Annotated in this window: 21 protein-coding genes; 13 read left to right on the top strand and 8 right to left on the bottom strand. The window is 73.2% G+C overall.

Annotation, left to right across the window (positions count from 1 at the left end; all coding sequences use genetic code 11):
- Position 1: 1 nt before the first annotated feature.
- Positions 2 to 382 carry a succinate dehydrogenase, cytochrome b556 subunit gene (gene sdhC / locus IG54_RS0108420; RefSeq protein ID WP_078593859.1) on the bottom strand — a complete coding sequence of 127 codons (381 nt, stop codon included), beginning with the start codon at positions 380 to 382 and terminating at the stop codon, positions 2 to 4.
- 147 nt (positions 383 to 529) lie between these two features.
- Positions 530 to 1,174 (bottom strand): 2-oxo-4-hydroxy-4-carboxy-5-ureidoimidazoline decarboxylase, encoded by a 645-nt coding sequence (locus IG54_RS0108415; protein WP_078593870.1) that lies wholly within the window; start codon positions 1,172 to 1,174, stop codon positions 530 to 532.
- A 277-nt stretch (positions 1,175 to 1,451) separates the two neighbouring features.
- On the opposite strand from IG54_RS0108415, the gene IG54_RS0108410 reads away from it, so the two are divergent.
- The 4 genes from IG54_RS0108410 (at position 1,452) to IG54_RS0108395 (ending at position 5,307) form a co-directional block, all read left to right on the top strand.
- Positions 1,452 to 3,080, top strand: coding sequence for a beta-N-acetylhexosaminidase (locus IG54_RS0108410; RefSeq protein WP_030779241.1), 1,629 nt, complete (start codon positions 1,452 to 1,454; stop codon positions 3,078 to 3,080).
- A 96-nt stretch (positions 3,081 to 3,176) separates the two neighbouring features.
- On the top strand, positions 3,177 to 4,019 hold the full coding sequence (locus IG54_RS0108405; RefSeq protein WP_234336063.1) for a DUF4328 domain-containing protein: 843 nt from the start codon (positions 3,177 to 3,179) through the stop codon (positions 4,017 to 4,019).
- A gap of 142 nt (positions 4,020 to 4,161) precedes the next feature.
- Complete coding sequence (locus tag IG54_RS0108400) at positions 4,162 to 4,668, top strand: hypothetical protein (protein ID WP_030779235.1); 507 nt, start codon at positions 4,162 to 4,164, stop codon at positions 4,666 to 4,668.
- Positions 4,669 to 4,740: 72 nt separating this feature from the next.
- Entirely contained in the window at positions 4,741 to 5,307 is a 567-nt protein-coding gene (locus IG54_RS0108395) for a hypothetical protein (RefSeq protein WP_030779232.1), read from the top strand.
- Positions 5,308 to 5,398: 91 nt separating this feature from the next.
- On the opposite strand, the gene IG54_RS0108390 is transcribed toward IG54_RS0108395, so the two are convergent.
- A complete protein-coding gene (locus IG54_RS0108390) occupies positions 5,399 to 8,080 on the bottom strand; it encodes an FG-GAP-like repeat-containing protein (protein ID WP_420712232.1) in 2,682 nt (893 codons plus the stop codon).
- A 205-nt stretch (positions 8,081 to 8,285) separates the two neighbouring features.
- Here IG54_RS0108390 and IG54_RS0108385 point away from each other — a divergent pair, with 205 nt between their 5' ends.
- The 3 genes from IG54_RS0108385 to IG54_RS42480 all read left to right on the top strand — a co-directional run bounded on the left by IG54_RS0108385 (position 8,286) and on the right by IG54_RS42480 (position 10,716).
- Positions 8,286 to 9,209 carry a hypothetical protein gene (locus tag IG54_RS0108385; RefSeq protein WP_158708839.1) on the top strand — a complete coding sequence of 308 codons (924 nt, stop codon included), beginning with the start codon at positions 8,286 to 8,288 and terminating at the stop codon, positions 9,207 to 9,209.
- Positions 9,210 to 9,388: 179 nt separating this feature from the next.
- The gene (locus IG54_RS0108380) at positions 9,389 to 10,015 is read left to right on the top strand and encodes an RNA polymerase sigma factor (RefSeq protein WP_030779223.1); all 627 of its coding nucleotides are present in this window, start codon (positions 9,389 to 9,391) and stop codon (positions 10,013 to 10,015) included.
- Entirely contained in the window at positions 10,012 to 10,716 is a 705-nt protein-coding gene (locus IG54_RS42480; protein ID WP_051819358.1) for a hypothetical protein, read from the top strand. The genes IG54_RS0108380 and IG54_RS42480 overlap by 4 nt, the downstream gene beginning before the upstream one ends.
- Positions 10,717 to 10,719: 3 nt before the next feature.
- Here the strand turns inward: IG54_RS42480 and IG54_RS0108370 are convergent, their stop codons facing one another.
- Positions 10,720 to 11,655 carry a LysR family transcriptional regulator gene (locus IG54_RS0108370; protein WP_030779217.1) on the bottom strand — a complete coding sequence of 312 codons (936 nt, stop codon included), beginning with the start codon at positions 11,653 to 11,655 and terminating at the stop codon, positions 10,720 to 10,722.
- A gap of 145 nt (positions 11,656 to 11,800) precedes the next feature.
- Here IG54_RS0108370 and IG54_RS0108365 point away from each other — a divergent pair, with 145 nt between their 5' ends.
- The 3 genes from IG54_RS0108365 to IG54_RS0108355 all read left to right on the top strand — a co-directional run bounded on the left by IG54_RS0108365 (position 11,801) and on the right by IG54_RS0108355 (position 14,982).
- On the top strand, positions 11,801 to 12,988 hold the full coding sequence (locus tag IG54_RS0108365) for an FAD-dependent oxidoreductase (protein WP_051819357.1): 1,188 nt from the start codon (positions 11,801 to 11,803) through the stop codon (positions 12,986 to 12,988).
- A gap of 249 nt (positions 12,989 to 13,237) precedes the next feature.
- Complete coding sequence (locus IG54_RS0108360) at positions 13,238 to 13,903, top strand: RNA polymerase sigma factor (RefSeq protein WP_030779198.1); 666 nt, start codon at positions 13,238 to 13,240, stop codon at positions 13,901 to 13,903.
- Positions 13,903 to 14,982 (top strand): hypothetical protein, encoded by a 1,080-nt coding sequence (locus IG54_RS0108355; protein ID WP_051819356.1) that lies wholly within the window; start codon positions 13,903 to 13,905, stop codon positions 14,980 to 14,982. The genes IG54_RS0108360 and IG54_RS0108355 overlap by 1 nt, the downstream gene beginning before the upstream one ends.
- Positions 14,983 to 15,194: 212 nt before the next feature.
- Here IG54_RS0108355 and IG54_RS0108350 read toward each other — a convergent pair whose 3' ends face one another.
- On the bottom strand, positions 15,195 to 16,049 hold the full coding sequence (locus IG54_RS0108350) for a L,D-transpeptidase family protein (RefSeq protein ID WP_078593855.1): 855 nt from the start codon (positions 16,047 to 16,049) through the stop codon (positions 15,195 to 15,197).
- A gap of 90 nt (positions 16,050 to 16,139) precedes the next feature.
- On the opposite strand from IG54_RS0108350, the gene IG54_RS0108345 reads away from it, so the two are divergent.
- Positions 16,140 to 17,720, top strand: coding sequence for an acyl-CoA mutase large subunit family protein (locus IG54_RS0108345; protein ID WP_030779191.1), 1,581 nt, complete (start codon positions 16,140 to 16,142; stop codon positions 17,718 to 17,720).
- Positions 17,721 to 17,785: 65 nt separating this feature from the next.
- Here IG54_RS0108345 and IG54_RS0108340 read toward each other — a convergent pair whose 3' ends face one another.
- From IG54_RS0108340 to IG54_RS0108330, 3 genes are all read right to left on the bottom strand, one after another.
- Positions 17,786 to 18,256, bottom strand: a complete 471-nt coding sequence (locus IG54_RS0108340; protein WP_030779188.1) for a MarR family winged helix-turn-helix transcriptional regulator — start codon at positions 18,254 to 18,256, stop codon at positions 17,786 to 17,788.
- Between the two features lie 85 nt (positions 18,257 to 18,341).
- Complete coding sequence (locus IG54_RS0108335; protein WP_051819355.1) at positions 18,342 to 19,736, bottom strand: polysialyltransferase family glycosyltransferase; 1,395 nt, start codon at positions 19,734 to 19,736, stop codon at positions 18,342 to 18,344.
- The gene (locus tag IG54_RS0108330; protein WP_030779182.1) at positions 19,736 to 20,713 is read right to left on the bottom strand and encodes a glycosyltransferase family 2 protein; all 978 of its coding nucleotides are present in this window, start codon (positions 20,711 to 20,713) and stop codon (positions 19,736 to 19,738) included. The genes IG54_RS0108335 and IG54_RS0108330 overlap by 1 nt, the downstream gene beginning before the upstream one ends.
- A gap of 198 nt (positions 20,714 to 20,911) precedes the next feature.
- Here IG54_RS0108330 and IG54_RS0108325 point away from each other — a divergent pair, with 198 nt between their 5' ends.
- Positions 20,912 to 22,264, top strand: a complete 1,353-nt coding sequence (locus tag IG54_RS0108325) for a DUF6716 putative glycosyltransferase (RefSeq protein WP_030779179.1) — start codon at positions 20,912 to 20,914, stop codon at positions 22,262 to 22,264.
- Between the two features lie 32 nt (positions 22,265 to 22,296).
- Complete coding sequence (locus IG54_RS0108320) at positions 22,297 to 23,601, top strand: N-acylneuraminate cytidylyltransferase (RefSeq protein WP_030779175.1); 1,305 nt, start codon at positions 22,297 to 22,299, stop codon at positions 23,599 to 23,601.
- Positions 23,602 to 23,603 lie beyond the last annotated feature (2 nt).

Genomic DNA, 23,603 nt, shown 5'->3' with positions numbered 1-23,603 from the left:
GTCAGCTCCCGAAGACTTCGCGGACGGCGTGGCCGAGCACGGGGTAGAGCGCCCCGACCATCAGGACGATCCAGATGCCGACGACGGTCCAGAGCATCTGCTTCTGGTAGCGGGGGCCCTTCGACCAGAAGTCGACGGCGATGACGCGCAGGCCGTTGAGCGCGTGGAAGAGGATGGCGGCGACCAGGCCGTACTCGAGGAGTGCGACGAGGGGCGTCTTGTAGGTGCTGACGACGTCGTCGTACGCCTCCGGGGAGACGCGGACGAGAGCGGTGTCCAGCACATGCACGAACAGGAAGAAGAAGATGAGGACGCCGGTGACTCGATGAGCCACCCAGGACCACATTCCTTCCCGGCCGCGGTACAGCGTTCCAGCCGGCACGGAAGTTCCTCCGGGAGCGGGGGTTGGGGCCGGCCGGCTTCGGTGTCGGACGAGCCCGGCCGGGTACGGTCCACCGGCCGCCCGTCATCGTATCGACGACTTGTCGGTGTCCCTGCGCCGGGTCCGCAGGTGTGATCAAACAGGCAGTCAAACAGGCACGTACGGGCTATCGGGCCGAGAGTGCCCCGCGACGGCCTGAGGAGCGGCTTCCGTGGCGGTTTGGGCGGTGTCTGCGCTGGGGTTCTGGGCGGCGGCCCGTGCGTGGCGCAGGGCCAGACGGGTCAGGCGGCCCCGGGCGAGGCGGCGCAGTTCCTCGGCGGCGACGGCGCGTTCCTCCTCCGGATCGTTGCCGAGGCGTGACCGGAGGGCGGTGAGTCGGTGGTCCAGGGCCTCGTCCGGGGCGATGCCGTCGAGGCAGACCACGAACGTGTGACCGAAGCGGCTCTCGTACGCGGCGTGTGCGGCGCGCAGGGCGGTGTGGGCGGCGACGTACGTGGCCCGGGGTGCCCCGTGGTGGGTGGCCGGCGGGTCGAGGGGCTCGCGGGCCAGGGCTTCGGCGAGGTCGCCGGGGGAGAGGTCGTACGCGGCCTCGTCGCAGGCGGCGAGCAGCGCGTCGAGGTCGGGGTAGGGCCGGTGGGCGGCGACGCGGCGGGCCCAGCGGCGGCTTCCGCAGCAGGCGAGGAGCGCGGTCTCGGCCTCGCGTGGCGTGGCGGAGTTCAGCTGTTCCGGCGTGGCGACGGGGCCGGCGGCGTGGGCGGCGCCGGGGAGTCGGGGGGAACGGTGCGGGGACAGCGGGCGCTCCTGGGCATGGGGCGGCTGGGCGGACGGTGGGGGGAGGGTCTTGCGGGGCGTGCGGGGTGGTGCGGGTCGTGCGGGTGGTGCGTGCGCGTGTGGGGTGGCTCGTAACGGTAGCGAGAGTGTGGGGGAACCGTCCGAAGGATGAGCGAATTTCACCTGGATGGGGGAGTTTCGCCTCCCGATGTGAACGGGTGGCCCGCGACGGCGCGTCGTAGCGTGGCTGTATGGCTGTGACTTCTGGTGCGGATCGGCGGCCGTCGAGGAGGCCGCGATGAAGCGCGGGCCCCTCGCCGCCGCAGGGGGCGTCGTCGTCGCGGGGGCCGTCGTGGCGAGCGTAGCCCTGTGGCCGGGTGGGGACGGCCGGACGCCCGCCGGCCCCCGCTCCTCGGAGAGCCGGGCGCGCGAACAGAGCCAAGCCCAGTCGCGGGCGCCGACACGGGCACCGACGCGGGCGCCGACGCCCAGCGAGAGCCACCCCCTGTCGAGGGCGCCGGCGACCATACCCGCCGTGCGGGAGCACACCGCCGCCCGCGGCCCCGGCTGGCGCCCCGCCGAGGGGAAGGCCCGCGTGGTCGTCCGCGACCGGGATCTCGCCGACGAGGGCCGCCTCCTCGCGGGCGAGCTGAAACTCAAGTACGCCGGTGAGGACGCCCCGGGCCGGGGGGACGTGGAGCTGGCCCTCACGGACGGCGAGGGTCAGGGCCCCGAGTCGTACACCCTCTCCGTCAAGGACCGCCGGGTGCGCATAACCGCCCCTGCCGAAGCCGGCGTCTTCTACGGGACCCGCACCCTCAAGCAGGAGGTGAAGGGGGACGGGACGGCCTCCGAGGGCGTCGTGCGGGACCGGCCGGCCAAGCCGCAGCGCGGTTTCATGCTCGACATCGCCCGCAAGCACTTCGACGCCGCGTGGATCGAGGACCGGATCCGCGAGCTGGGCGACCTGAAGTTCAACCAGCTCGGCCTGCACTTCTCCGACGACCAGGCCTTCCGCGTCGCGTCCGCCTCGCACCCCGAGATCGTCTCGTCCGACCACCTCACCAAGGACCAGGTCCGCCGCATCGTGAAGCTGGCGGCGAGCCGCCACATCACCGTCGTGCCGGAGATCGACTCCCCGGGCCACCTCGGCGCGGTCATCAGGGCGCACCCCTCGCTCCAGCTCCGCGACGCCCGGGGCGTGGCCACCCCCGGCGCCGTCGACATCTCCAGACCGGAGGCCGCGAGGATCGTCGACGACCTCCTGAAGGAGTACGCGGAACTCTTCCCGGGCCGCTACTGGCACCTCGGCGCCGACGAATACCGCGCCCTCATGGTCAACAACCCCGAGGCGTCCTATCCGCGCCTCGCCGCCGCGGCCCGCGAGCGGTACGGGCCGGACGGCCGGGTACGGGACCTGGCGACGGGCTGGCTCAACGACCGGGCCGGCACCGTGCGCCCGTACGACAAGAAGCTGAAGGCGTGGAACGACGGGTTCTTCCGCGGCGGTCGGGTCCGGGCCGCCGACGACATCGAGGTCGCGTACTGGACGGGCAAGGAGATCGGCGCCCGCGACCCCGTGGAGTATCTGGAGGACGGGCGCGAGCTGGTCAACTACAACGACGAGTACCTCTATTACGTCCTCGGCCAGCCCAACGACTTCCGCTATCCGACCGGGCAGCGGATCTACGAGAGCTGGACCCCGCTGGTGATCCGCGGCACCCGGCCGGTGAGCGAGAAGTACGACGACCAGATCCTCGGCGGGTCGTTCGCCGTGTGGTGCGACCTGGCCGGGTCGCAGACGCAGGAGCAGGTCGCCCAGGGCATCCGCATGCCGCTCGCGGCCACCGCCCAGAAGCTGTGGGCCCCGGGGAGGCCCGCCAGGACGTGGGAAGATTTCGTGAAACTCGCTGATACCGTCCGGTAGCCGCCGGTCGGCCCCTGGGGGAGGGACGCGGGTGGATCCTCGTATGCCCGTGAACCCGTGGGGGGTCGCTCAGCGATGCTGTGCACGTCATGTCAGTTGAATACCGCCTCGACGCCGAAGGGGCTCTGCGACGCCTGCGCCCAGGCGTCCGCCGCCGTGCCGCCGCCCGCGCCGGCGCCCCAGCCGGGCCCGCCCGGTGCCGTCATGGTGGGCGGGAAGCCCGCCTGGCTGCGCTCGCCGGTGGTGCTCTGCCGGGTGGCCGTCGTCGCGCTCGGCCTCACCATCGCCGCCAACCTGTACTCGCTGTGGGCGGGCACGGTGATGCTCGACGTGACGGGCGACCTGATCGCGGGGGAGTTCGGGGCGGACCTGGAGCGGAGGGCGGAGAACGCCGACAAGCTGTACGGGACCACCGGGGGCGCGCAGTTGGTCACGCTGCTCGCCGGGTGCGTCGGCTTCCTCCTCTGGTTCCACCGGGTACGGGTGAACGCCGAGGTGTTCGAGCCGCACATCCACCGGATGAAGCGCGGCTGGACGGTCGGTGGCTGGTTCGTGCCGGTGGTGAACTTCTGGTTCCCGCGGCGGATCGCCGTCGACATCTGGGACGCCAGCACCCTCCGTCCGGCGGAGCCGGAACGCATGACGCCCTTCGGCCCGGTGACGGACCGCGGCTCGCACACCCTCATCAACGCCTGGTGGACGCTGTGGATATCGAGCCTCTTCGCCGCGCGCTGGGCGACCCAGTCGTACTGGAAGGCCGAGGAGGCCGAGGAGATCAAGTCGGCCGTCTACAACATGATGTTCTCGGACGGCGTCGACATCGCGGCCGCCGTCCTCGCCATCGTCGTCGTACTCCGGATCACGCGCATGCAGGACCTCAAGGTCCGGTCCGGCCCGCCCCTGGCGCCGCCGGTGCCGGGGCCTGCCACCACCGCGTGATTTCGCCCTTCCTGTGGCCAACCCGCTCGACTCTGTGGTGTATTCGGCCGGGAGCGGGGAGAACCGCTGCCGGAACGGGCAGAACGGCTTGAACGTCGTACGGAGCACAGCGGTCGTACGGAGCACAGCGGGGGGACGCGCGATGGGGTACTGGGGCTATTACGTCGTCGGCAGGAGCGAGCGGCCGCTCGCGGAGTTCCCGGCGGTCGCGGGCGTGCGGGACGACCTTGCCCTCCTCGACCGGCGGGCCGACGGCTGGCAGGTGTGGGAGGTGCCGGGCGGCGAGGGCGCCCGGGACGTGGGGAACATGAACACGCTGGCCCTGGAGACGGGCGCGCCCGCCCTCTTCGGATACGTGATGGACAGCGACTGCGTGGTCATCGAGGCGGCGGCGCCCGAGAGCGGGGCGTGGACGACGTGCCTGGCGCGGCGCGCGATGGCCGCGTACCTCGGCGACGGCGGGCTGACCGTGGAGGACTACTTCCTGGAGCCGCGCGATGCCGCCGAACGCGCGGTCGCCTGGGCCGCCGAGTCGGACCGGACGGTACGGACGGCGCCGCTCCTCGACGTGCTGAAAGCCGAGGCCGAGCCCTCCGCGGAGCAGCTCTTCTTCCGTTTCCTCGACCGGCTCGGCGTCGTGCCGCAGTGACGGCAGTGACGTTCCCGGGGCGGCGCACGCAGTAAGGGTGAAGCGCAGGGTCCGGAACGGGAGACGTACAGCATGAGCCTGGTGGAGCTGATCGCACAGGCCGACGAGCGGGGCCTCGCGGCCAGCGGATTGGCCTGCCTCGACCGCTGTGTGCCGGTGCTCGGCGGCGACGACGACCTGCTGCGGCCCCTGTGGGCGCGGCTCGCGGAGGGCGGCGACTGGGGCGGGCCGCTGGCCGAGGCCCGGTCGGCGCTCGGGCCCGCGCCGGACGCCCCCGGAGCCTCGGACGAGGCCGCCGGCCTTGCCCGCCGCATGCTCGACGCCGTGCCCGCCGCGCACTCGGGCCCCGCGGTGCGCGAGTGGGCCGACGGCTGCTCCGTCGCGGCCCTCCAGGTCCACCGCCTCCTGGACGCGGCGCCGTGGGGCTCCGCCCGCCCGGTGGCCGCGCGCCGCGAGGGCCGCACGGACGGCATGTCACCCCTGGTCGCGGCCGAACTCCGCCGCCAGATCCGCATCCTGGAGCTGCTCTCCGCCAACGACACGGGTGCCGGCGGGCTGCGCCAGGCCCTGGACGTGTCCCTGGAGGGCCGCAGGGTGCTGCGCGCGGTGGTGTCACGGCGGGCGCGCGGGCGGCACTGACCGGCGCAGGGTAAGTGGGGCGGCCGCGCGTTCGCCCGGCGGCATGTGGGGCGCCGCTCCCCGGGGGGCGGGGAGCGGCGCCGCGTAGCCGTTACGGCGTCAGCGTCTGACCGAGGCGGGCGCCCGCCGGGGTCCCCAGCGTCGTACGCCCGTAGTAGACGCCGCCAGCCCCCGGGACGCCGCCCGAACCGTCGCTGTCCAGCTGGAGGATCGTGCCGTCGCCCGCGTCCTCGCCCTCCACGCCGATGGCCAGGTCCGCGTGGCCGGAACCGGACAGGTCGGCCAGGGTCACCGAGGAGCCGAGGCGGTCGCCGGTCTCCGTGGAGCCGGGCACGTCGGGCTCGTCCTGCGAGAAGGCCTTCGCGCCCGTGCCGGTGAGGCCGGCCGCGGAACCCTTCAGGAGCAGGGACGTCCCCGCGTCCTTGCGGCTGGTGCCGGAGCGGGTGATGTCCTCGCCGGGAGCGCCCGTGAGGACGTCGGCGTAACCGTCGCCGTTGTAGTCGCCCGCCGCGACCGACCAGCCCATCGCGTCGCCCGCCTCGGCCGCGCCGATGACACCGCTCGTCGCCTGGTGGACCGTCCGCATGCCGGTCGTGGTGAAGCCCGTCGACGTGCCGGGGACCACCGTCACCTGGCCGCCCGCGTGCGCGCCCGACTCGGCGGTGTACGGCTGGCCGATGACCAGGTCGTCGTAGCCGTTGCCGTCGACGTCGCCCGCCGCGACCGAGTGGCCGCCGGGGACGGAGAGGACACCGGCCCGGCTCAGGCCCGAGCGGCCGCCCCTGAACCAGGCGACCTTGGCCTTGCCCGCCTGGTCGCGGTAGGTGAGGGCGACGTCCGCGTACCCGTCGCGGTTGAAGTCGCCGGACGTGGCGTCCGCGTCCGCTATGGCCGTGTCGCCCGGGGTGAGGCTGCCGCCCGACTCGCGGTCCGCGTCGAGCCGCGCGGCCCAGGAGCCGCCCGTGCCGGTCGCCGCCGCGAAGACGTCCGCCTTGCCGTCGGCGTTGAAGTCGCCGGACGCCACCGCCGAACCGAACCTCGCCCTCGCGTAGTTGAAGTCGTCCGAGAGCTGCATGTCCGTGCCGGACGTGAAGGACGGGCCGTACAGCATGGTGACCGCGCCGCGGTCCGTGTGGCCCGAGCCGTCGTCCTCGCCCGGCGCACCGATGACGAGGTCCGCGTGGCCGTCGGCGTTCAGGTCGCCCCACGCGGTGGCGGCCGCCCACTCGTCGCCGGGCTCGGAGACGCCGGGGACGCCGGTGCTGGTCTGCGTCAGGGAGATCCTCGACCCGGCCACCGGCCCGTCGAGACCGCCGGGCACGACCGTCAGGCGGCCGCGACCGCCCGATGCCTTCGGGGTGCCCGCGACCAGGTCGGTGATGCCGTCGCCGTTGAAGTCACCGGTCGGGGCGGCGGAGTTCACACCGGGGCCGCTCGCGTAGCGGCGGATCTCGTCCAGTTCGGCGTAGAGGTTCTTGCCGGGGCTCGCGGTCGCGACGGCGTCGCGGTGACCGGAGATTGTGTGCAGCGAGGCCCGCTCGCCCTTCTTCCACATGCCCGTGTCGTCGGAGGCGGTCAGCGTGACCTTGCCGGTCGGGCCCGCGCCGTACTGGCCGAGCTTCCAGGCCGCCACCCGCGCCACCGCTTCCAGGGCGGCGCGGGAGGGCTTGCCCGCGGGCCTGCCCGTCGCCGGGTCGCCCTCGAAGTCGCCGAGGACCGCGATCCCCGCCGAGTCGCCGTCGAACCCGGCGGTGTGCGCGCCGCGCACGGGTACGTCGACACCGCCGCCGCGGCCCTCGAAGACACGGCCGCACTTGTCCACGAGGAAGTTGTCCCCGAGGTCGCCGCGGCCCTCGGTCCTCACCTGGTAGGCCAGCAGGCCGCGGATCAGGGCGGGGGACTGGGCGCAGCTGTAGTCGTTCGTGTCGGCCGCCTGGTGGACGAAGACCGCCTTGACCTTGTCGAGGTACCGCGGCGGGTCCTTGACCAGCGACTCGTCGGCGCCCCAGGCCGCGCGGCCGATGATGGGCGGCCGGGTGACGGTGGAGGGCGGGGGCGTCGGCGGCGCGGGCGGCTCGCCGTCGGCGCGGACCTGAGCGCGTGCGTGAGCGGCGGGGGCCATCGCCGTACCGTCCGTGCCAGCGCCCGCGCCAGCGCCTGTGCCGGCGTCCGCACTTGCGTTCGGGCCCCCGTCGAGCGAGGGGTTCGCGGCCTCCTTGCCCGTCACCCCCGGGTCCACGAGGCTGACCTCAAGCCCCTTGGGCAGTGCGCCACTCGCCGATCCGTCGGCCGCGACGACGCGGACCTCGACGCCGTCCGAGGGGCCGACCCACAGCGGCGCGGAGGCGGCCCGCGTGCCCGCCTCCGCCTTCTCCGGACGGCGTGACGCCAGGTCCAGCGCGCGCCAGGCGCTCCACTTACCGGACCCGAGGGCGCGCGTACGGACCTGAGCGCTGCCCTTCAGCTCCTCGGTGGCGCCGCTCCACACGACGCCGAGCAGGGAGAACTGCTCGGTCGAGGTGCGCGGCAGCTCCCGCTTCGCGGCGCCGCCGCCCTTGAGTGCGAGGTCGTGCACGCTCGCCGGCCGCTTGGCGCGAGGATCGGCGGGCTCGTCCTCGGAGTTCGGGCCGGCCGTCGCGTAGGTGACGGCGCCCGCACCTCCCAGCACGACGGCACCGATCGTCAGCCACGCCCTGCGCTTGAGACTCAGTGGTCGATACGCATGCGTGGAACGCGCCTTTTCACGCGGTTTGTGCGGGCTCAAGTGCCCCACTCCTTAGCGAATTTCAGGGGAACCAGCGAGTCCGTAGGACCCATACGGGGCGCAAAGGGTTGTGCCGGTGAGGGGAATCGGGTGCGTGATGTTTGCCGCACGCCCCAGGTGTGACGCGGGAGCCGGTGCGCGCGCTGGGCCATGTGACAGTTGTGCAGTGACGCAACGGGTGGGGACTCGGGTGGGGAAACAGGTGGCACCTCGCGTGAACGGCCGGATGGGGGCGCGCAGGCGGTGGATACGGGCGACGGCGCTCTCCCTCGCGATGGGAGCCGCGGTGGGCACGCTCGTGTCCTGCGGCTCGGACGGCCCGGTGACGTACGCCGGTGGCACGTTCGAGGAGGTGGACCGCGGGGAATCCACGGTGGACGGCGCGGGCTCCACGACGGACGGCGGCGCGGAGCCCGCGTCCGCCGACGAAGTGCGCGGCAGGAAGCTCGCCCTGGAGGGCATGGAACTGCTCAGCTCGGCCGACACGGTTCGTATCGGCATCGACATGGCGACCCCGAAAGGCCATCAGAAGGCCTCGCTGCACGTGGATCGCCGCAGCAATTGCACGGGCACCTTCGACGCGGGACCGGAGCGGCGGGGCGACCTGATCATGATCGCGGGCGGTGCGACGTACGTACGGTTCACCGATGCCTCGCTCGACGCGATCGTGGAGAGGGGGGCCAGGCGGGGCCCCGAGACGGCGGCCCGCGTGCGCGAGCGGACGGCGCTGGCGCGCGGAAAGTACCTGAAGCTTCCGGCGAGGACCGGCACCGGGGGGCCCGGGGCGCCGGTGGGGCAGTGCGACCTCGACGCGTTCACCGAGAAGGTCGGCACCCCGGAGCCGGACGAGGTCATCAAGACCCTTCCCGCCACCCGGCGGTACGGCAAGAACGTCACCCCGCTCGTCGAGAAGGACGACGGCGAGGAGACGACGGTGTACGTGGCGGCCTCCGGAGAGCCGTACATCCTGGGCGTCGAGGTCACGCGCAACGGTGGCGGACAGACCATGGAACTGCGTATGTCCGACTACGGCGAGCCGGTCGCCGCGGTGGCCCCGGCCCCGGGCCTGACGGTCGACATCTCGCGGATCGGCCCCGGGGGGCCGGGGAGTGCGGGCGGCGGGCTCTTCGAGGTCTGAGAACCCGTGCCGGGACTCCGGCACGGGCGCCGGGCGTGCGGGGCCGCCCGGGGCGCCGTCGGGCGCCGGAAGACGTAGCCGTACGCTCTCGCACTGTGACATTTCCGCGCCCGGCGACGCTGGTGACCGTGGGGGCATGGGCACGGTGGGCGTGCCGCGTTCGGCCGGATGGGAGAGCGTTGGGCCAGGGTGGGGAGCCGCGTCGCGCAAAGGCGCGCGACGAGGAGCTGGGCAGAGCCGTCGCGGCGGCCCAGGAAGGCGACGAGGCGGCCTTCGCGGTCGCGTACCGGCTCGTCCAGCCGGGACTCGTCGGATATCTGCGCGGGCTCGTCGGCACGGACGGCGAGGCCGCGGAGGACGTCGCGGCCGAGGCCTGGCTGGAGATCGCCAGGGACCTCGGGCGGTTCCGCGGGGACGGGGCGGGCTTCCGCGGCTGGACCGCGACGATCGCGCGGCATCGGGCCTTCGACCACCTGCGCCGCCAGAAGGCCAGGCCGCGCCCCACCACGCTGGAGCAGGACCTGCTCGAACTGCCCGGCCCGCACAGCACGTCGGCGGCGGCCCTGGAGGCGGTCTCGACCGAGCGGGTGCTCGCGCTGGTCGCGACCCTGCCGCGCGACCAGGCCGAGGCGGTGCTGCTGCGGGTGGTCGTCGGCCTCGACGGCCCGGCGGCGGCGCGGGTCCTCGGCAAGCGCCCCGGGGCGGTGCGGACGGCCGCGCACCGGGGGCTGAAGAAGCTGGGCGAGCGGCTGGGACTCGACGGTGTGACGGATGACGGGCCCGGCACGCTGGGGGAGTCGAGATGAACGCAGACGAGCCCTTGGGCCCTGAGGACAGTAAGGGCCACCCTTCCCGCTCTTCCCGCCCCTCCCTCCCCGAACTGCTCGCCGCGGCCCTGCTGCCCGGCGCGGACACCGCCGTGGACACGGAGGGGGAGCGCGCGGCGGTCGCGGCGTTCCGCGCGGCGCGCGACGCGGGCGCGCACCGGGCGCGCACCCGGCGTCGCGACGACTGGCGTGCCCGGGAGCCCCGCCGCGCCTGGTTCTCGCTGCGGGCCACCGGGGGCGTGGTGCTGGCCGGCGGCCTCCTCGGCGGAGTGGCGCTGGCGGCGGCGGGCACGGTGACCGACGACCCGCCCCCGAGGGAACGCCCCCGCGCCACGGTGTCGTCCCCGCAGACGCCCACGCTTACGCCCCCGCCCTCCACGGTCCCGGAGCGCACGGCGCCGCCGCCCGCGAAGACATCGTCGGCCCCCGACCCCGGCCCCAGCCCCACACCCGAGCCCGGTTCCACGTCCGACCCTCACTCCCAGTCCACGTCCAAGGACAAGAGCAAGCCGGACAAGGGAAACGGACACGGGCACGGGCACGGGCACGGAAACGGCAAGGGCAACGGCAAGGCAAAGGGAGAGCAGGGGAAGCCCCCCAAGTCCGAAAAGCCACATCCCAACGGCAAGGGCAACGGCAAGGCCAAGGGCAAGACCAAGCACGACGAAAAACGCCGCTGAACGTCACTCGGGGCGGGGGAGGGGACGAGCCGCTGCCGGGAACGCGTTCGCCGCGACCCGCTGGGCGGTCTCCCGGAGCCAGATGTGGGCCGCGTCGTGCGTATGCGCGGGGTGCCACCACAGGGCCTCCTGCACCGGTACGGCTTCGTAGGGGCACTCCATGACGCGTACCGGAGCCACGCCGCGCAGTCGGTCGGCGAGCAGTTCCTGGATGAGGGCGACGCGGCGCGTTCCGGCGACGAGCGAGGGCAGCGTGAGGAAGCCGTCGACGGAGATCTCCGTCCTGGCTTCGATGCCCAGCATGCCGAGCTGGCGGACCGCGGGCGCGTCGTACGTGCGCTGGTAGGTGACCCACGGCAAGCGGCGCAGGTCGTCGAGCGTGAGGCGGTCGCCCACGTCGGGATGGTCGGCCGAGACGAGGACGACCCAGCGGTCGCGGTACAGGTCGACCGAGGGGAAACCGCGGATGACGCCGTGCGGCAGGAGGACTCCGTCGACCGTGCTCAGCAGCGTCCCGGTGTTCTCGGTGACGTCCGCGGGCGGCTGCTGGAAGCGCAGCCGGATGCCCGGGGCCTCGGCGTGGAGCGTGCGGGCCAGTTCGGCGCCGAGGACGGCCACGGCGTAGTCGGAGGCGACGAGGGTGAACGTATGGGCTTCCCGGGCCGGGTCGAAGTCGGCCTGGCTGGTGAAGACGCGCTCCAGCACGTCGCAGGCGGTGGCGCTGCGGTCCAGGAGGAGCCGGCCCAGGGCGGTCAGTTCGTACCGGCTGCCCACGCGGGAGAGCAGGTCGTCGTCGAAGTGGCGGCGCAGCCGGGCCAGGGCGGCGCTCATGGCGGGCTGGCTGAGCCCGACGCGGAGCCCGGCGCGCGTCACGTTGCGCTCCTCCAACAGGGCTCGCAGAGCGGTGACGAGGTTCAGGTCCAGGCTGGCCAGGTTCATGGTGCGTCCCCAGACGCGATGACCGCGCGTCATTCACGGTATGGATGGAAGGCATCCAACGAATCGATTTCCCTTATCCGTTGGGCCCGGGCCAGATTAGACCTCTCATGATCGGGAGGACATCTTCGTGGAACCCGCAGCAGGCGTGACCGGCACCCCCACCCCCACCCGCGCCCGTACCTACAACCCCGCCCGCACCCATCCCCGTACCGTCCTGGTCGTCGGCGGAGGCACCTCCGGGAACGCGTTGGCCGTCCTGCTCAGGCGCGCCGGTGTCGCCGTCGACCTCGTCGAAGTCAAGGCCGACTGGAACGCCACGTCAGGCTCCGGCATCACCCTTCAGGGCAACGCCCTGCGCGTCCTGCGCGAGATCGGCGTCTGGGAACAGGTCAGCGCCCAGGGCTTCAGCGGCGACGGCGTCACCGTCGCCGCTCCCGACGGTACCGAGATCTTCACGCAGAAGGACACGCGCACCGGCGGCGACGACCTCCCGGCCATGGTCGGCATGCGGCGTCCCGCGCTCCAGGGGATCCTCATGCGGGCCGTACGGGCCTCGGGCACCCGGGTCCGGCTCGGCTGCACCATCGAGACGTTGGCGCAGGACGCCACGGGTGTCGACGTCTCCTTCACGGACGGCACGTCGAGCCGGTACGACCTGGTGGTGGCCGCCGACGGGCTCAACTCCCGCACGCGCCGCCTCATCGGTGTCACCGACGAGCCGGCCCCGACCGGCATGGCGATCTGGCGGGCCCCCGCGCCCCGGCCGGCCGGTGTCACCCGCGCCCACATCACCTACGGCGGCCCCGCCTGCATCGCCGGGATCTGCCCCACCGGCGACACCACCGTCTACGCCTTCCTCGTCGAACGCAACCGCGACCGGGCCTCCATCGACCCGGCGTCGTACGCCGCGCGGATGCGGCGCCTCGCCGAGGGCTACGGCGGCTTCTGGGACGAGATCCGGGCGTCCCTCACCGACCCGGCGCAGGTCAACTACGCCTGGTTCGACCGGCATCTGGTGGAAGGTGCCTGGCATCGCGGCCGGGTCGTGCTCGTCGGCGACGCCGCCCACGGCTGCCCGCCCACCCTCGCCCAGGGCGCGGCCATGTCACTGGAGGACGTGTCCGTGCTCGCCGAACTGCTCACCCCGGACGACGCCTGGGGCGACTCCCTGGAGAGCACGCTCACCGCCTACCGCGACCGGCGCATGCCGCGTGTGCGGATGGTCGTCGACGCCTCCGTGCAGATCGGCCGCTGGCAGCTCGACGGGGTCCGCGACGCGGACGTACCCGGTCTGATGGGCCGCACTCTTGAGGTGCTGAGGGAACGCCCGTGAACGACGTGTCCGACCCGCGGCACGACCGGGGCCGCCACCCCCCACAGGAGAGGCCCCGGCCGGCACACGGTACGAACCGTCGTGCGGTCCGTACTCCCTTCAGCGCCGCGCGTGCGTTTTCTGTCACACCGCGTTCTGTCACCCGCTAGTTGCACGTTGTACAAACATGGACGTAGGGCCTGACAAGGCCGTAGCGTGCTGGTTCGCGCCGGGGCCGGGCGCAGATCTCCGAGTGGCAGGATTGAGAGAGTGCTGGGGGACGACGCGGAGCTGACCGCCGCGGTGCTTGCGGCACAGGACGGGGACGAGAGCGCGTTCCGGACTGTGTACCGCGCCGTGCACCCGCGGCTGTTGGGATACGTACGCACGCTGGTCGCCGACCCGGACGCGGAGGACGTCGCCTCCGAGGCCTGGCTCCAGATAGCGCGTGACCTGGACCGGTTCAGCGGCGACGCGGACCGCTTCCGGGGCTGGGCCGCGCGCATCGCGCGCAACCGCGCCCTGGATCACATACGCATGCGGGGCCGCCGCCCGGCGATAGGCGGCGACGAGACCGAGCTGACCGGCAGGCCCGCCGACGCGGACACCGCGGGCGAGGCGATGGAGTCCCTGGCCACCGGCGACGCCCTGGCGCTGATAGCGAAGCTCCCGCAGGACCAGGCCGAGGCCGTGGTCCTCAGAGTCGTCGTGGGCCTGGACGCCAAGAGCGCGGCGCAGACCCTCGGCAAGCGTCCGGGAGCCGTCCGCACGGCGGCGCACCGCGGCCTGAAGCGGCTCGCCGAGCTGCTCGGCGCGGACCCCGCGGACCCCGCGCAAGCACTCGGCGCGGTGCCCCCTCAGCGAGAGCCGCGCGGCCGCGCGGTGACGTCCGCCGGTGTGACGCAATCGCGTACGCGGACGCAGAAGGACATGTGATGGCCGACGAGCAGGACAAGTGGCTGGACCGCGACGCGGCGGAGCGTCTGCTGCGCGGGGAGCCCCTCGAAGGCGTCGACCCTCACGTACGCGCGCGGGCCGACCGGCTCGCCCAGGCGCTCGGCGCGCTGGCCGCCACGGACGGGCCGACGGCGCCCGGCGATGCCGATGCCGGTGCCGGTGCCGGTGCCGCCGCGGGGGAACTCCCGGGCGAGGCCGCCGCGCTGGCCGCGTTCCGCGCCGCGCGGGCGGAGTCGGCACGGGAGGAGTCCGTACGGGCCGGCCACCGCTCGGCCGCGTACGCGACGTCCGCCCATGAGGCCGCCGCGGCCGAAACCGTACGTTTGAGCCGTGCCGCCGACCGGCCCCGGCCGAGCCGCTGGGGCAAGCCGGTGCGCTTCGGGCTCGCGGCCGCGCTCGCGGGCTGCATGATCGGCGGCGTCGCCGTCGCCGCGTCGTCGGGGGTGCTGCCCTCGCCGTTCGGCGGGCACGGCGGACACGGCGAGCCGGGCCCGGTCGCGTCCGCGTCGTCCGTCGCCACCCCCGAGGAGCCGCGCACCTCCCCGTCGAGCCGGACGCGGGAGCCCGCCGAGAACCTGGTCCCTGACGACACCACGCCCCCCGACGACGGACCCACCCGTGAGCCGGACTCCCGTACGCCCCCCGCGGCGGAGGCCGACGGCGGCCACTCCGACGGCGTCACGCGGCAGCCCGGCCCCGACGCGACCCTGCCGCGCACGGACGGCAAGGACTGGTACCGCACGGTGCTGACCTCCTGCCGGGCCTACCGCAGCGGCGAGCTGCGGGGCACCAAGCGGCGCCACCTCGAAGAGGCCGCCAGGGGATCGGCCCGGCTGGACGAGTTCTGCGGCCGCGTCCTAGGTGGCACGGGCGGCGGCCACGGCAATGGCGGCGGCCATGGCGGCTCCGGTGGTGGCGGCCACCACGACGAGGGCGACGGCCGTGGCCAGAACGGCTCGGGCGGCGACACCGACGGCGCCCCCGTCCCGCCCCCCGGCCTCCCCGGCCCGACCCCGACGGGTTCGTACAGCGCCCTGCCGACACTGCCCCACCACTAGGGTTCCGAAAAGATTCCGCCGCGAGGTGTGACGTTTTTTGAAGCCGCGGCGCAGTAAGAAATGAGCCGACTGGTCATCGGCCCACGCACGAGCCGGGGGTTCCCCCCGTACCTTCGGCTCCGTGCCCTCGGCGTGGGCGGGATACGTTCCCCCGATCCCGCCCACGCCGCTTTCTCGCAAGGCCCTGGGACCTGGGCCGGCGCCCGGGGTCCTCACTTGTAGATGACGACCCGGTCGCCCTTCCGCACCTGGGCGAAGAGATGCGCGATCTTCCTCTCGTCCCGCACGTTCACACAGCCGTGCGACCCGCCTGCGTAACCCCTGGCCGCGAAGTCCGCCGAGTAGTGCACCGCCTGGCCGCCGCTGAAGAACATCGCGTACGGCATGGGGGTGTCGTAGAGCGTCGAGACGTGGTGCCGGGACTTCCAGTACACGCGGAAGGTGCCCTCGCGCGTCGGCGTGTACTGCGAGCCGAAGCGCACGTCCATCGTCGATACGGCCTTGCCGTCGACCATCCACGTGAGCGTCCGGCTGCTCTTGGCGAGGCACAGGACCCGCCCGGTCAGGCACCGCTTGTCCGGCGCGGCCGGCGGCATCCCGCCGCCCGCGTACAGCTCGTCCCGCGTCGGCTCGCGCGTCATGGCCAGCAGCCGCTGCCAGGTGACGGTGTCCGTCCTGCCGGTGCGGGGCAGGCCGCGCTTGGCCTGGAACCCCTCGACCGCGCTGACCGTGGACGCGCCGTACGTCCCCGAGGGGTACTCGAAGAACCAGGCGATCTGCCGGAGCCTGGCCTGTAGCTCCCGTACCTGCCCGCCGCGCTCGCCCTCCCGCATGAGGGTCCTGGGCGCGGGCGCCGCGCCGGGCGCGGCGGGGGCGGGGGGCTTTCCGATTCCGTCCGCCGTCCCGCCCGCCGCGGTCCTGCCCGCCGCCCCCTCCTCACCCGGCCGGCCGCCCTCCGTGTCGACCGCCACCGCCTTGCACCCCGCGACCAGCGCGAGCACCGCCACGGCCCCCACCGACAGCGCGCCCCTGCCCGCCACACCCCTGGCCGCCACACTCCTGCCCATCACGCCCCCATGCCCCTGGACATCACTTCTGGAAGTGTTTCCCGGTTTGCCGCGCGTGACGCGTCCCGCGGGTGGGCGCAAGCTGGTGCCATGACACACGAGTCGGAGTCAGGACTGCCCATCGAACCGGTATACGGCCCCGAGGCACTGGAGGGCTGGGACCCCGGGCAGAAGCTCGGCGCCCCCGGCGCGTACCCGTACACGCGCGGTGTCTACCCGACGATGTACACCGGCCGCCCCTGGACGATGCGCCAGTACGCGGGCTTCGGCACCGCCGCGGAGTCCAACGCCCGCTACCGGCAGCTGATCGAGCACGGCACGGCCGGCCTGTCGGTCGCCTTCGACCTGCCGACCCAGATGGGCCACGACTCCGACGCCCCCCTCGCGCACGGCGAGGTCGGCAAGGTCGGGGTCGCCGTCGACTCGGTCGAGGACATGCGGGTGCTGTTCGACGGCATTCCGCTGGACAAGGTCTCGACGTCGATGACGATCAACGCCCCCGCCGCGCTGCTGCTCCTCATGTACCAACTGGTCGCCGAGGAGCAGGGGATCGACGCGAGCCTCCTCACCGGCACGATCCAGAACGACGTACTCAAGGAGTACATCGCGCGCGGCACGTACATCTTCCCGCCCCAGCCCTCCCTGCGCCTGATCGCGGACATCTTCCAGTACTGCAAGGCCGAGATCCCGCGGTGGAACACCATTTCGATCTCCGGCTACCACATGGCGGAGGCGGGCGCCTCGCCCGCGCAGGAGATCGCCTTCACCCTCGCCGACGGCATCGAGTACGTCCGTACGGCGGTCGCGGCGGGCATGGACGTGGACGACTTCGCGCCGCGCCTGTCCTTCTTCTTCGTGGCGCGTACGACCATCCTGGAAGAAGTCGCCAAGTTCCGTGCCGCCAGGCGCATCTGGGCCCGCGTCATGCGGGAGGAGTTCGGCGCGCGCGACCCGAAGTCGCTGATGCTGCGCTTCCACACGCAGACGGCGGGCGTCCAGCTCACCGCCCAGCAGCCCGAGGTGAACCTGGTCAGGGTCGCTGTCCAGGGCCTCGGCGCGGTCCTCGGCGGTACCCAGTCGCTGCACACCAACTCCTTCGACGAGGCGATCGCGCTCCCCACCGACAAGTCGGCCCGCCTCGCCCTGCGCACCCAGCAGGTCCTCGCGTACGAGACGGACGTGACCGCGACCGTGGACCCCTTCGCCGGGTCGTACGTCGTGGAGAGCATGACGGACGACGTGGAGGCGGCGGCGCTGCGGCTGATGGAGCGCGTCGAGGACCTGGGCGGGGCGGTGCGCGCCATCGAGCGGGGCTTCCAGAAGGGCGAGATCGAGCGCAACGCCTACCGCATCGCGCGGGAGACGGACAGCGGCGAGCGGGTCGTCGTCGGCGTCAACCGTTTCCGGCTCGACGAGGAGGAGCCGTACGAGCCGCTGCGCGTGGACCCGGCCATCGAGGCCGGGCAGGCCGCCCGCCTCGCCCGGCTGCGCGCGGACCGCGACCAGCGGGCGGTGGACACGGCCCTCGCGGCCCTGAAGGAGGCGGCGAAGGGGGACGCGAACGTCCTCTACCCGATGAAGGACGCCCTGCGGGCGCGGGCGACGGTGGGCGAGGTGTGCGGGGCGCTGCGGGAGGTGTGGGGCGCGTATGTCCCGGTCGACGCGTTCTGACCCCTGTACAGGACACGCCGACCGGGGAGCCCGGCCCGCCCGGCCACCCGGGCCGGCCGGGCGGCTCAGTGGTGCCAGGCGGTGCCGCCCACGTTGTGGATCATCCGCTGGAGGACCTTCAGCGTCCGGACGTACTCCTCGTCCGTGACGCCCTCGCGGATCTCCGCGAGGATCGACCGCTGTCGCTCGGCGACGCGGTCCCGCAGCTCACGCCCCGCGTCGGTGAGGGCGATGCGGCCCGCGGCGTCCTCGGTGACCAGGCCGCGGTCGTGCAGGGCGGTGATGTTGTGCAGCAGGGCACCCTCGCCGGTTTCGAGATACCCCTTGAGGACCGCCACGACCTCGTCGCGGGCGCGGCCCTCCGGTGGCGTGTCCAGGAGCTGGTTGAGGATCCACCACTGGGGCTGGGTGAGGCCGAGTTCGGCGAGGGCGGTGCGGATGTGGTTGACCACGGCGGCGCCCGCGGCCGAACTCCAGTATCCGATGGGCTGGTTGAGCAGGTCGGCGTCGCTGTGCGAGTACGCGAAAGTCGTCATGCAGGCGAAGGTAGAACTTCAAGTCGACTTGAGGTCAAGCGCCGCCCCTGCTACGCCCTCGGGGTGCCGAGCCCCTTGCGAGCGGTCATCCGAGGGCGGTCCGCTTGATGGAGCGCTGCACCGAACGGGCCCGGCGCGCGACACGCCGCACCGCCGCGTTGCGCGGGATGAACGCCAGCTGCGAGGGCAGCGCCCCGGGCAGGGCGAGCGCGGTGAGGCGGCGCCGCTTGAAGTAGCGCCAGGTGTCCGGGCCGAGGTTCCGCGCGAGATAGCGCTCGGCGTCGGGGCGCAGGCCGGGGTAGATCTGCGGCTGCATCGCGAAGCCGACGGCCTTGAGGAGGTTCGTCAGCTCGCCGGTGCCCAGGGCCGCCCGCCGCTCGGTGACCGCCGCGGGGTCGGTCAGCTCGGGCAGCAGCGCGTCGACGATGGTGACGGGGACGCGGTTGCTGTTCTGGTAGGGCGCGAGGCGCTCCAGGAGGAGGTCCGTGCCGGTGCGGGCGACGGGCAGGCCGTAGAGCGCGGACGCCGTGAGCAGCGCCGTGGAGAAGCAGCCGATCACGAGCGCGGGGCGCATCCGCTGGTAGAGCACCTCGGCGAGGACGGGGGAGTCGAGCACCGTCAGCTCGACCCCGATCGTCCGCGCCTCCTTCTCCAGGGTGCGCGACCAGCGGGCGGGCGCGGTGGGGTGGGGCTTGAACACCACCTTTGTGTGGCCCAGTTCGGCGGCGCCGCGCACCATGCGGACGTGCAGCTCCTCCTCTTCCTCGGGGGTGAGGATGTTCAGGGCGGAGAGGTACTGGCCGAGGACGAGGGCGGGCGCGTCGAGGGCGAGCAGGTCGTCCGGCAGCTGGGTCTCGCCGTCCGCGAGTTCGGCCAGCACCTTCACGAACGCCTCGGTCGGCACGATCTCCGGTTCGACGCCGAACTCGGTGAGCAGGAGCGGGGTGAGGCCCGGCACCAGGTCCAGGTGGAGCAGGCGCCGCACGCGCGTGCCGACCAGGGGGGCGATCTTGTTGCGGGTGGGGCCGTAGCTCATCAGGCCGTCGGCGTAGACGTCCACGGGGGCGCCGGTGAAGATCTGCGTGAGGGCGAGCGCCGGGTTCACCTGGATCGACTCGACGGCCAGCTCTACCCGATCGTCGCCGAGGTCCCAGAGCAGCCGCACGTACCGCTCCCACAGCACGACGTCGTCGCCGCGCGGCGCCCAACCACCCGGGTGGAAGGGGGAGATGGCCTCGTTCCAGGAGCGTACGTCGTCGAAGCGGCCGCGCAGCCGGGCGAACCCCGGCATCTCGTCGAGCGGGGGCGTGGTCTCCGGGATCGCCGCGTTGTTGCTGACCAGCAGGATGCGGCGGTCGGCGGGGCCGAAGCGGTCCGCGTCGAGGGCGGCGGCGAGCGTCGCGGCCCCGTACAGCGTGGAGGCGAGGAAGATCTGCGTCGTACGCCGGGCCGTACGGGGAAGCGTCTGCGAGCCTTCCATTACGCGGCCACCTCCGCGGAGACGGGTCGGCGCCGCAGCCTGCGCAGCCGGGTCGCCCGCTGGAGGTCCATGGAGTCGAGGGCCTCGTCAAGAACGCCCTGCGGCATCCGCTTCAGCGCGGCCGCACTCATTGACTTCAATTTGCGCGCCACGGATGGCTCGAACCTTTCGATGGATCCCAAATGGTGGGAGATGATCGCGCAATAAGTGCGCACGGCCTTCGGCAGGAGTTTGTCGGCGTCCCGGTCCGCCGCGGTCTCCCGTATCACCTGGTCAAATGCCTTGATGAAATCGAGTTGGCGCACGTCGCCGATCTGGGTGAGCGACGAGGCGACCCCGCGCCGGTAGAAAACCCCGAGCAGGCCGACGGCGGCGAAGGATTCCGCCTCCCGGTGCAGCCGCCAGATCCAGGGCCGGTCCTCCGCGGTGCGCAGGCCGTCGGTGAAGTGCAGCAGGCCCGCGTCGGCGAGCCTGCGGTGGTAGATGCCGGCCCAGGCGAAGGCGTAGTCGACGGACGTCGACCGGTCGGCGGGGAGTATCACCTCGCGCGGGCTCATCACGACGCCGCGCCTGCCGTGCGGGACACGGTGGACCGAACGGGCCCGCGCGGTGCACTGCACATGGTCGGTGCGCACGAAGTCGCACCCCAACTCCTCGATGGAGGCGAGCAGTTGCTCGTAGTAGCCGGGGGCGAGCCAGTCGTCGCCGTCCAGGAAGGTGAGGTACTCGCCGCGCGCCGCGTCGAGGCCCGTGTTGCGGGCGGTCGCGAGCCCGCCGTTCCTCTCATGTCTGAGGTGGACGGCGCCCGGCAGCTCGCGCGCCGCCCGCTCCAGGATGTCCGGAGTCCCGTCGCGCGAACAGTCGTCGACGAGAATGAATTCGAAGTCGTCGCGCGTGTTCGCGCGCAGACTCCTCAGGGTGTCGGGCGCGTATTGCTGCACGTTGTAGAACGGCACGATGACGGAGAGCTTAACCACGTGGGTGACGTTAGGTGTCGGCCCGTCATTCGTGTCGACCCGCAGTGGGATGCCAGGTGAACGACGCGTGGCGGAATGGTTAACCAGGCTGCCCCGGCGCCCATTCCCGGACTGATTCGCCATTCGTCGGCGTGCTGTTAACCGTTTGTTGCACCTGAGTTGGGCCGCGAATCGAAATGGCTTCCTAGCGTCTGGGACGTGCCAGCAAGTAACCGAAACCCGCTGCGGGTGGCCGTACTCGCCGATTCCGATACGCGATGGAAATGGGGCGCTCTCACCGCGAACCGTATCGCAACGGACAGTCGGCCCGAGTCCGACGGCCACCGGCTCAGCGGGTTCCTGCTCCGCGGCCGGGCCACCCCGACGCCCCGGCAGCTCGAAGAGGTGGGGGTGCGCGCGGACAGCCTGCGCGAGGTCACCGCCGTCGAGTTCCTGCGCGAGATGGAGCGGGACGCGCCCGACGTGATCGTGCTCGCCCTGGTGGGCGGGGCGGTCCAGGCGGTGCTGCACGGACTCGCCCGCGTCACCGAGGACGCCCGCCTCACCGGAGCCGCGAAGAAGCGGCCCGTCGTCGTCACCGGCTATGTCGGCGTCGTCTACGAGAAGCTCGCCGACGGTCTCCTCCTGCGGCACGGCGCCGATGTCGTCCTCGCCAACTCCCGCCAGGACGCCGAGCGTTTTCGCGCGGTGTACGAAGGAGTGGGCGCCGACGCCTCCTCGGTCACGGAGGCCGCGCTGCCCTTCCTCGGCGGCGCGCCCTACGCCGGGCACGACCCGTACACGGTCGTCTTCGCCGCCCAGCCCTCCGTCCCGGACAGCCCCGCACACCGCACCTACCTGCTGCGCCGCCTCGCCGACCACGCCCGGCTGCACCCCGACCGCGAGGTCCTGCTCAAACTGCGCAGCAAGCCCGGCGAGCACACCACGCACATCGAGGAGCTGCCCTACCAGAAGCTGGCGCAGCGGCTGGAGGGCGGCCTGCCCGCCAACTGCCGCCTCGTCTACGGCCACATGGGCGAGGTCCTCGACCGCACCGACCTGCTGGTCACCGTCAGCTCCACGGCCGCACTGGAGTCGCTGCACCGCCGCATCCCCACCGCGGTCCTCACCGACCTCGGGGTGCGCGAGGCGCTCGGCAACCACCACTTCACCGGCTCCGGGTGCCTCGCCTCCTGGGACCAGCTGGACGCGGGCCACCTGCCCGTGCCCGACGCGCGCTGGCTGGCCCGGCAGGGCGTCGCCGCCGACGGGGCGTACGAGCGGGCCTTCGACGCGGCGCGGGAGAAGGTCACCGGCCTCCTCGCCGACGCCGCGGCCGGCCTCATCCCGCCCCTGAAGCCCTACTACAGCCTCACCACCGCCCGCGGCTATCTGCCCGGCATCCTCGCCCGCCACCACCTCGCCCCCGACGGCTCCCCGCTGCCGGGCGCCCCGGCGGCCGACCGGGACCCGGGCCCCGTACGGCAGATCGTGCGCCGCGCCGCCCGCGGGGCCTACCGCCACGGGGTGCAGCGCGTGGCCCCCGTCATCAGGCGGATGGGCGAGCTGTGAACTCCCACGACCTCCCACCCTCAGGAGCCCCCATGTCCCACCCCGGCCCAGCGAGTGCGCAGGCCCGCCGCGTCCTCGCCGTCATCCCCGCCCGCGGCGGCTCCAAGGGTGTGCCCGCCAAGAACCTCGCCCCGGTCGGCGGCGTGCCGCTGGTGGGCCGCGCCATCCGCGCGTGCCTGGCCGCACGGCTCGTCACGGACGTCGTGGTCTCCACCGACGACCACGTGATCGCCGAGGGCGCCCGCGCGGCCGGCGCCGAGGTGGTGCTGCGCCCCGCCGCCATCGCCGGGGACACCGCGACCAGCGAGGCCGCCGTCCTGCACGCGATGGACGCCCACGAGGCCCTGCACGGCACCCGCGTCGACGTCGTCCTGCTCGTGCAGTGCACCAGCCCCTTCCTGACCCGCGAGGACATCGACGGGGTGGCCGCCGCCGTGGTCGAGAACGGCGCCGACACCGCCGTGACCGTCGCCCCCTTCCACGGCTTCATCTGGCGCGACGCGGCCGACGACGCCGACGGCCCCGCCGACGTGCCCGCCCAGCGCACCGACTCCCTGGGCGGTACGGCGACCCTCGCCAACTCCATCCGCACCCGCGGCGGTTACGGCGTCAACCACGACAAGTCCTTCCGCCCGCGCCGACAGGACCGTCCCCAGGACCTCCTGGAGACCGGCGCCGCCTACGCCATGGACGCGGCGGGCTTCCGTGACCACAAGCACCGCTTCTTCGGCCACACCGAGCCGGTCCGCACCGACCCGGCCCGCGTCCTGGAGGTCGACGACCCGCACGACCTCGCCCGCGCCCGCGCACTGGCCCCGCTCTTCGACGCGGACCACGCGCAGGCGCTTCCGACCGCCGCCGACATCGACGCGGTCGTCCTCGACTTCGACGGCACCCAGACCGACGACAGGGTGCTGATCGACTCCGAAGGACGGGAATTCGTCTCCGTACACCGCGGCGACGGCCTCGGCATCGCGGCCCTGCGCAAGAGCGGCCTGCGCATGCTGATCCTGTCCACGGAACAGAACCCGGTCGTCGCCGCGCGCGCCAGGAAGCTCAAGCTTCCGGTCCTGCACGGCATCGACCGGAAAGACCTCGCACTGAAGCAGTGGTGCGAGGAGCAGGGCATCGCTCCCGAGCGCGTGCTCTACGTCGGCAACGACGTCAACGACCTCCCGTGCTTCGCCCTCGTGGGCTGGCCCGTGGCGGTCGGCAGCGCCCACGACGTCGTGCGCGGCGCGGCCCGCGCGGTCACCACCGTCCCCGGCGGTGAAGGCGCGATCCGAGAGATCGCCAGCTGGATCCTCGGCCCCTCTCTCGACTCCCTCCCCAACTAAGG

The organism is Streptomyces sp. NRRL S-920, assembly GCF_000717945.1.
In the GTDB taxonomy this organism is placed as follows: Bacteria; Actinomycetota; Actinomycetes; order Streptomycetales; family Streptomycetaceae; genus Streptomyces; species Streptomyces alboniger.
The sequence above is the reverse complement of the archived record's forward strand: the minus strand, read 5'-3'. Positions and strand labels throughout refer to the sequence as shown.

What these genes read in the sequence shown, in the direction of transcription:
- IG54_RS42480 (WP_051819358.1), top strand. Translation starts at nt 10,012, where the DNA reads ATGAACGCAGACGAGCCCTTGGGCCCTGAGGACAGTAAGGGCCACCCT.
- IG54_RS0108355 (WP_051819356.1), top strand. Translation starts at nt 13,903, where the DNA reads ATGGCCGACGAGCAGGACAAGTGGCTGGACCGCGACGCGGCGGAGCGT.
- IG54_RS0108335 (WP_051819355.1), bottom strand. Translation starts at nt 19,736, where the DNA reads ATGGAAGGCTCGCAGACGCTTCCCCGTACGGCCCGGCGTACGACGCAG.
- IG54_RS0108320 (WP_030779175.1), top strand. Translation starts at nt 22,297, where the DNA reads ATGTCCCACCCCGGCCCAGCGAGTGCGCAGGCCCGCCGCGTCCTCGCC.
- IG54_RS0108410 (WP_030779241.1), top strand. Translation starts at nt 1,452, where the DNA reads ATGAAGCGCGGGCCCCTCGCCGCCGCAGGGGGCGTCGTCGTCGCGGGG.
- IG54_RS0108345 (WP_030779191.1), top strand. Translation starts at nt 16,140, where the DNA reads ATGACACACGAGTCGGAGTCAGGACTGCCCATCGAACCGGTATACGGC.
- IG54_RS0108370 (WP_030779217.1), bottom strand. Translation starts at nt 11,655, where the DNA reads ATGAACCTGGCCAGCCTGGACCTGAACCTCGTCACCGCTCTGCGAGCC.
- IG54_RS0108350 (WP_078593855.1), bottom strand. Translation starts at nt 16,049, where the DNA reads ATGGGCAGGAGTGTGGCGGCCAGGGGTGTGGCGGGCAGGGGCGCGCTG.
- IG54_RS0108400 (WP_030779235.1), top strand. Translation starts at nt 4,162, where the DNA reads ATGGGGTACTGGGGCTATTACGTCGTCGGCAGGAGCGAGCGGCCGCTC.
- IG54_RS0108340 (WP_030779188.1), bottom strand. Translation starts at nt 18,256, where the DNA reads ATGACGACTTTCGCGTACTCGCACAGCGACGCCGACCTGCTCAACCAG.
- IG54_RS0108395 (WP_030779232.1), top strand. Translation starts at nt 4,741, where the DNA reads ATGAGCCTGGTGGAGCTGATCGCACAGGCCGACGAGCGGGGCCTCGCG.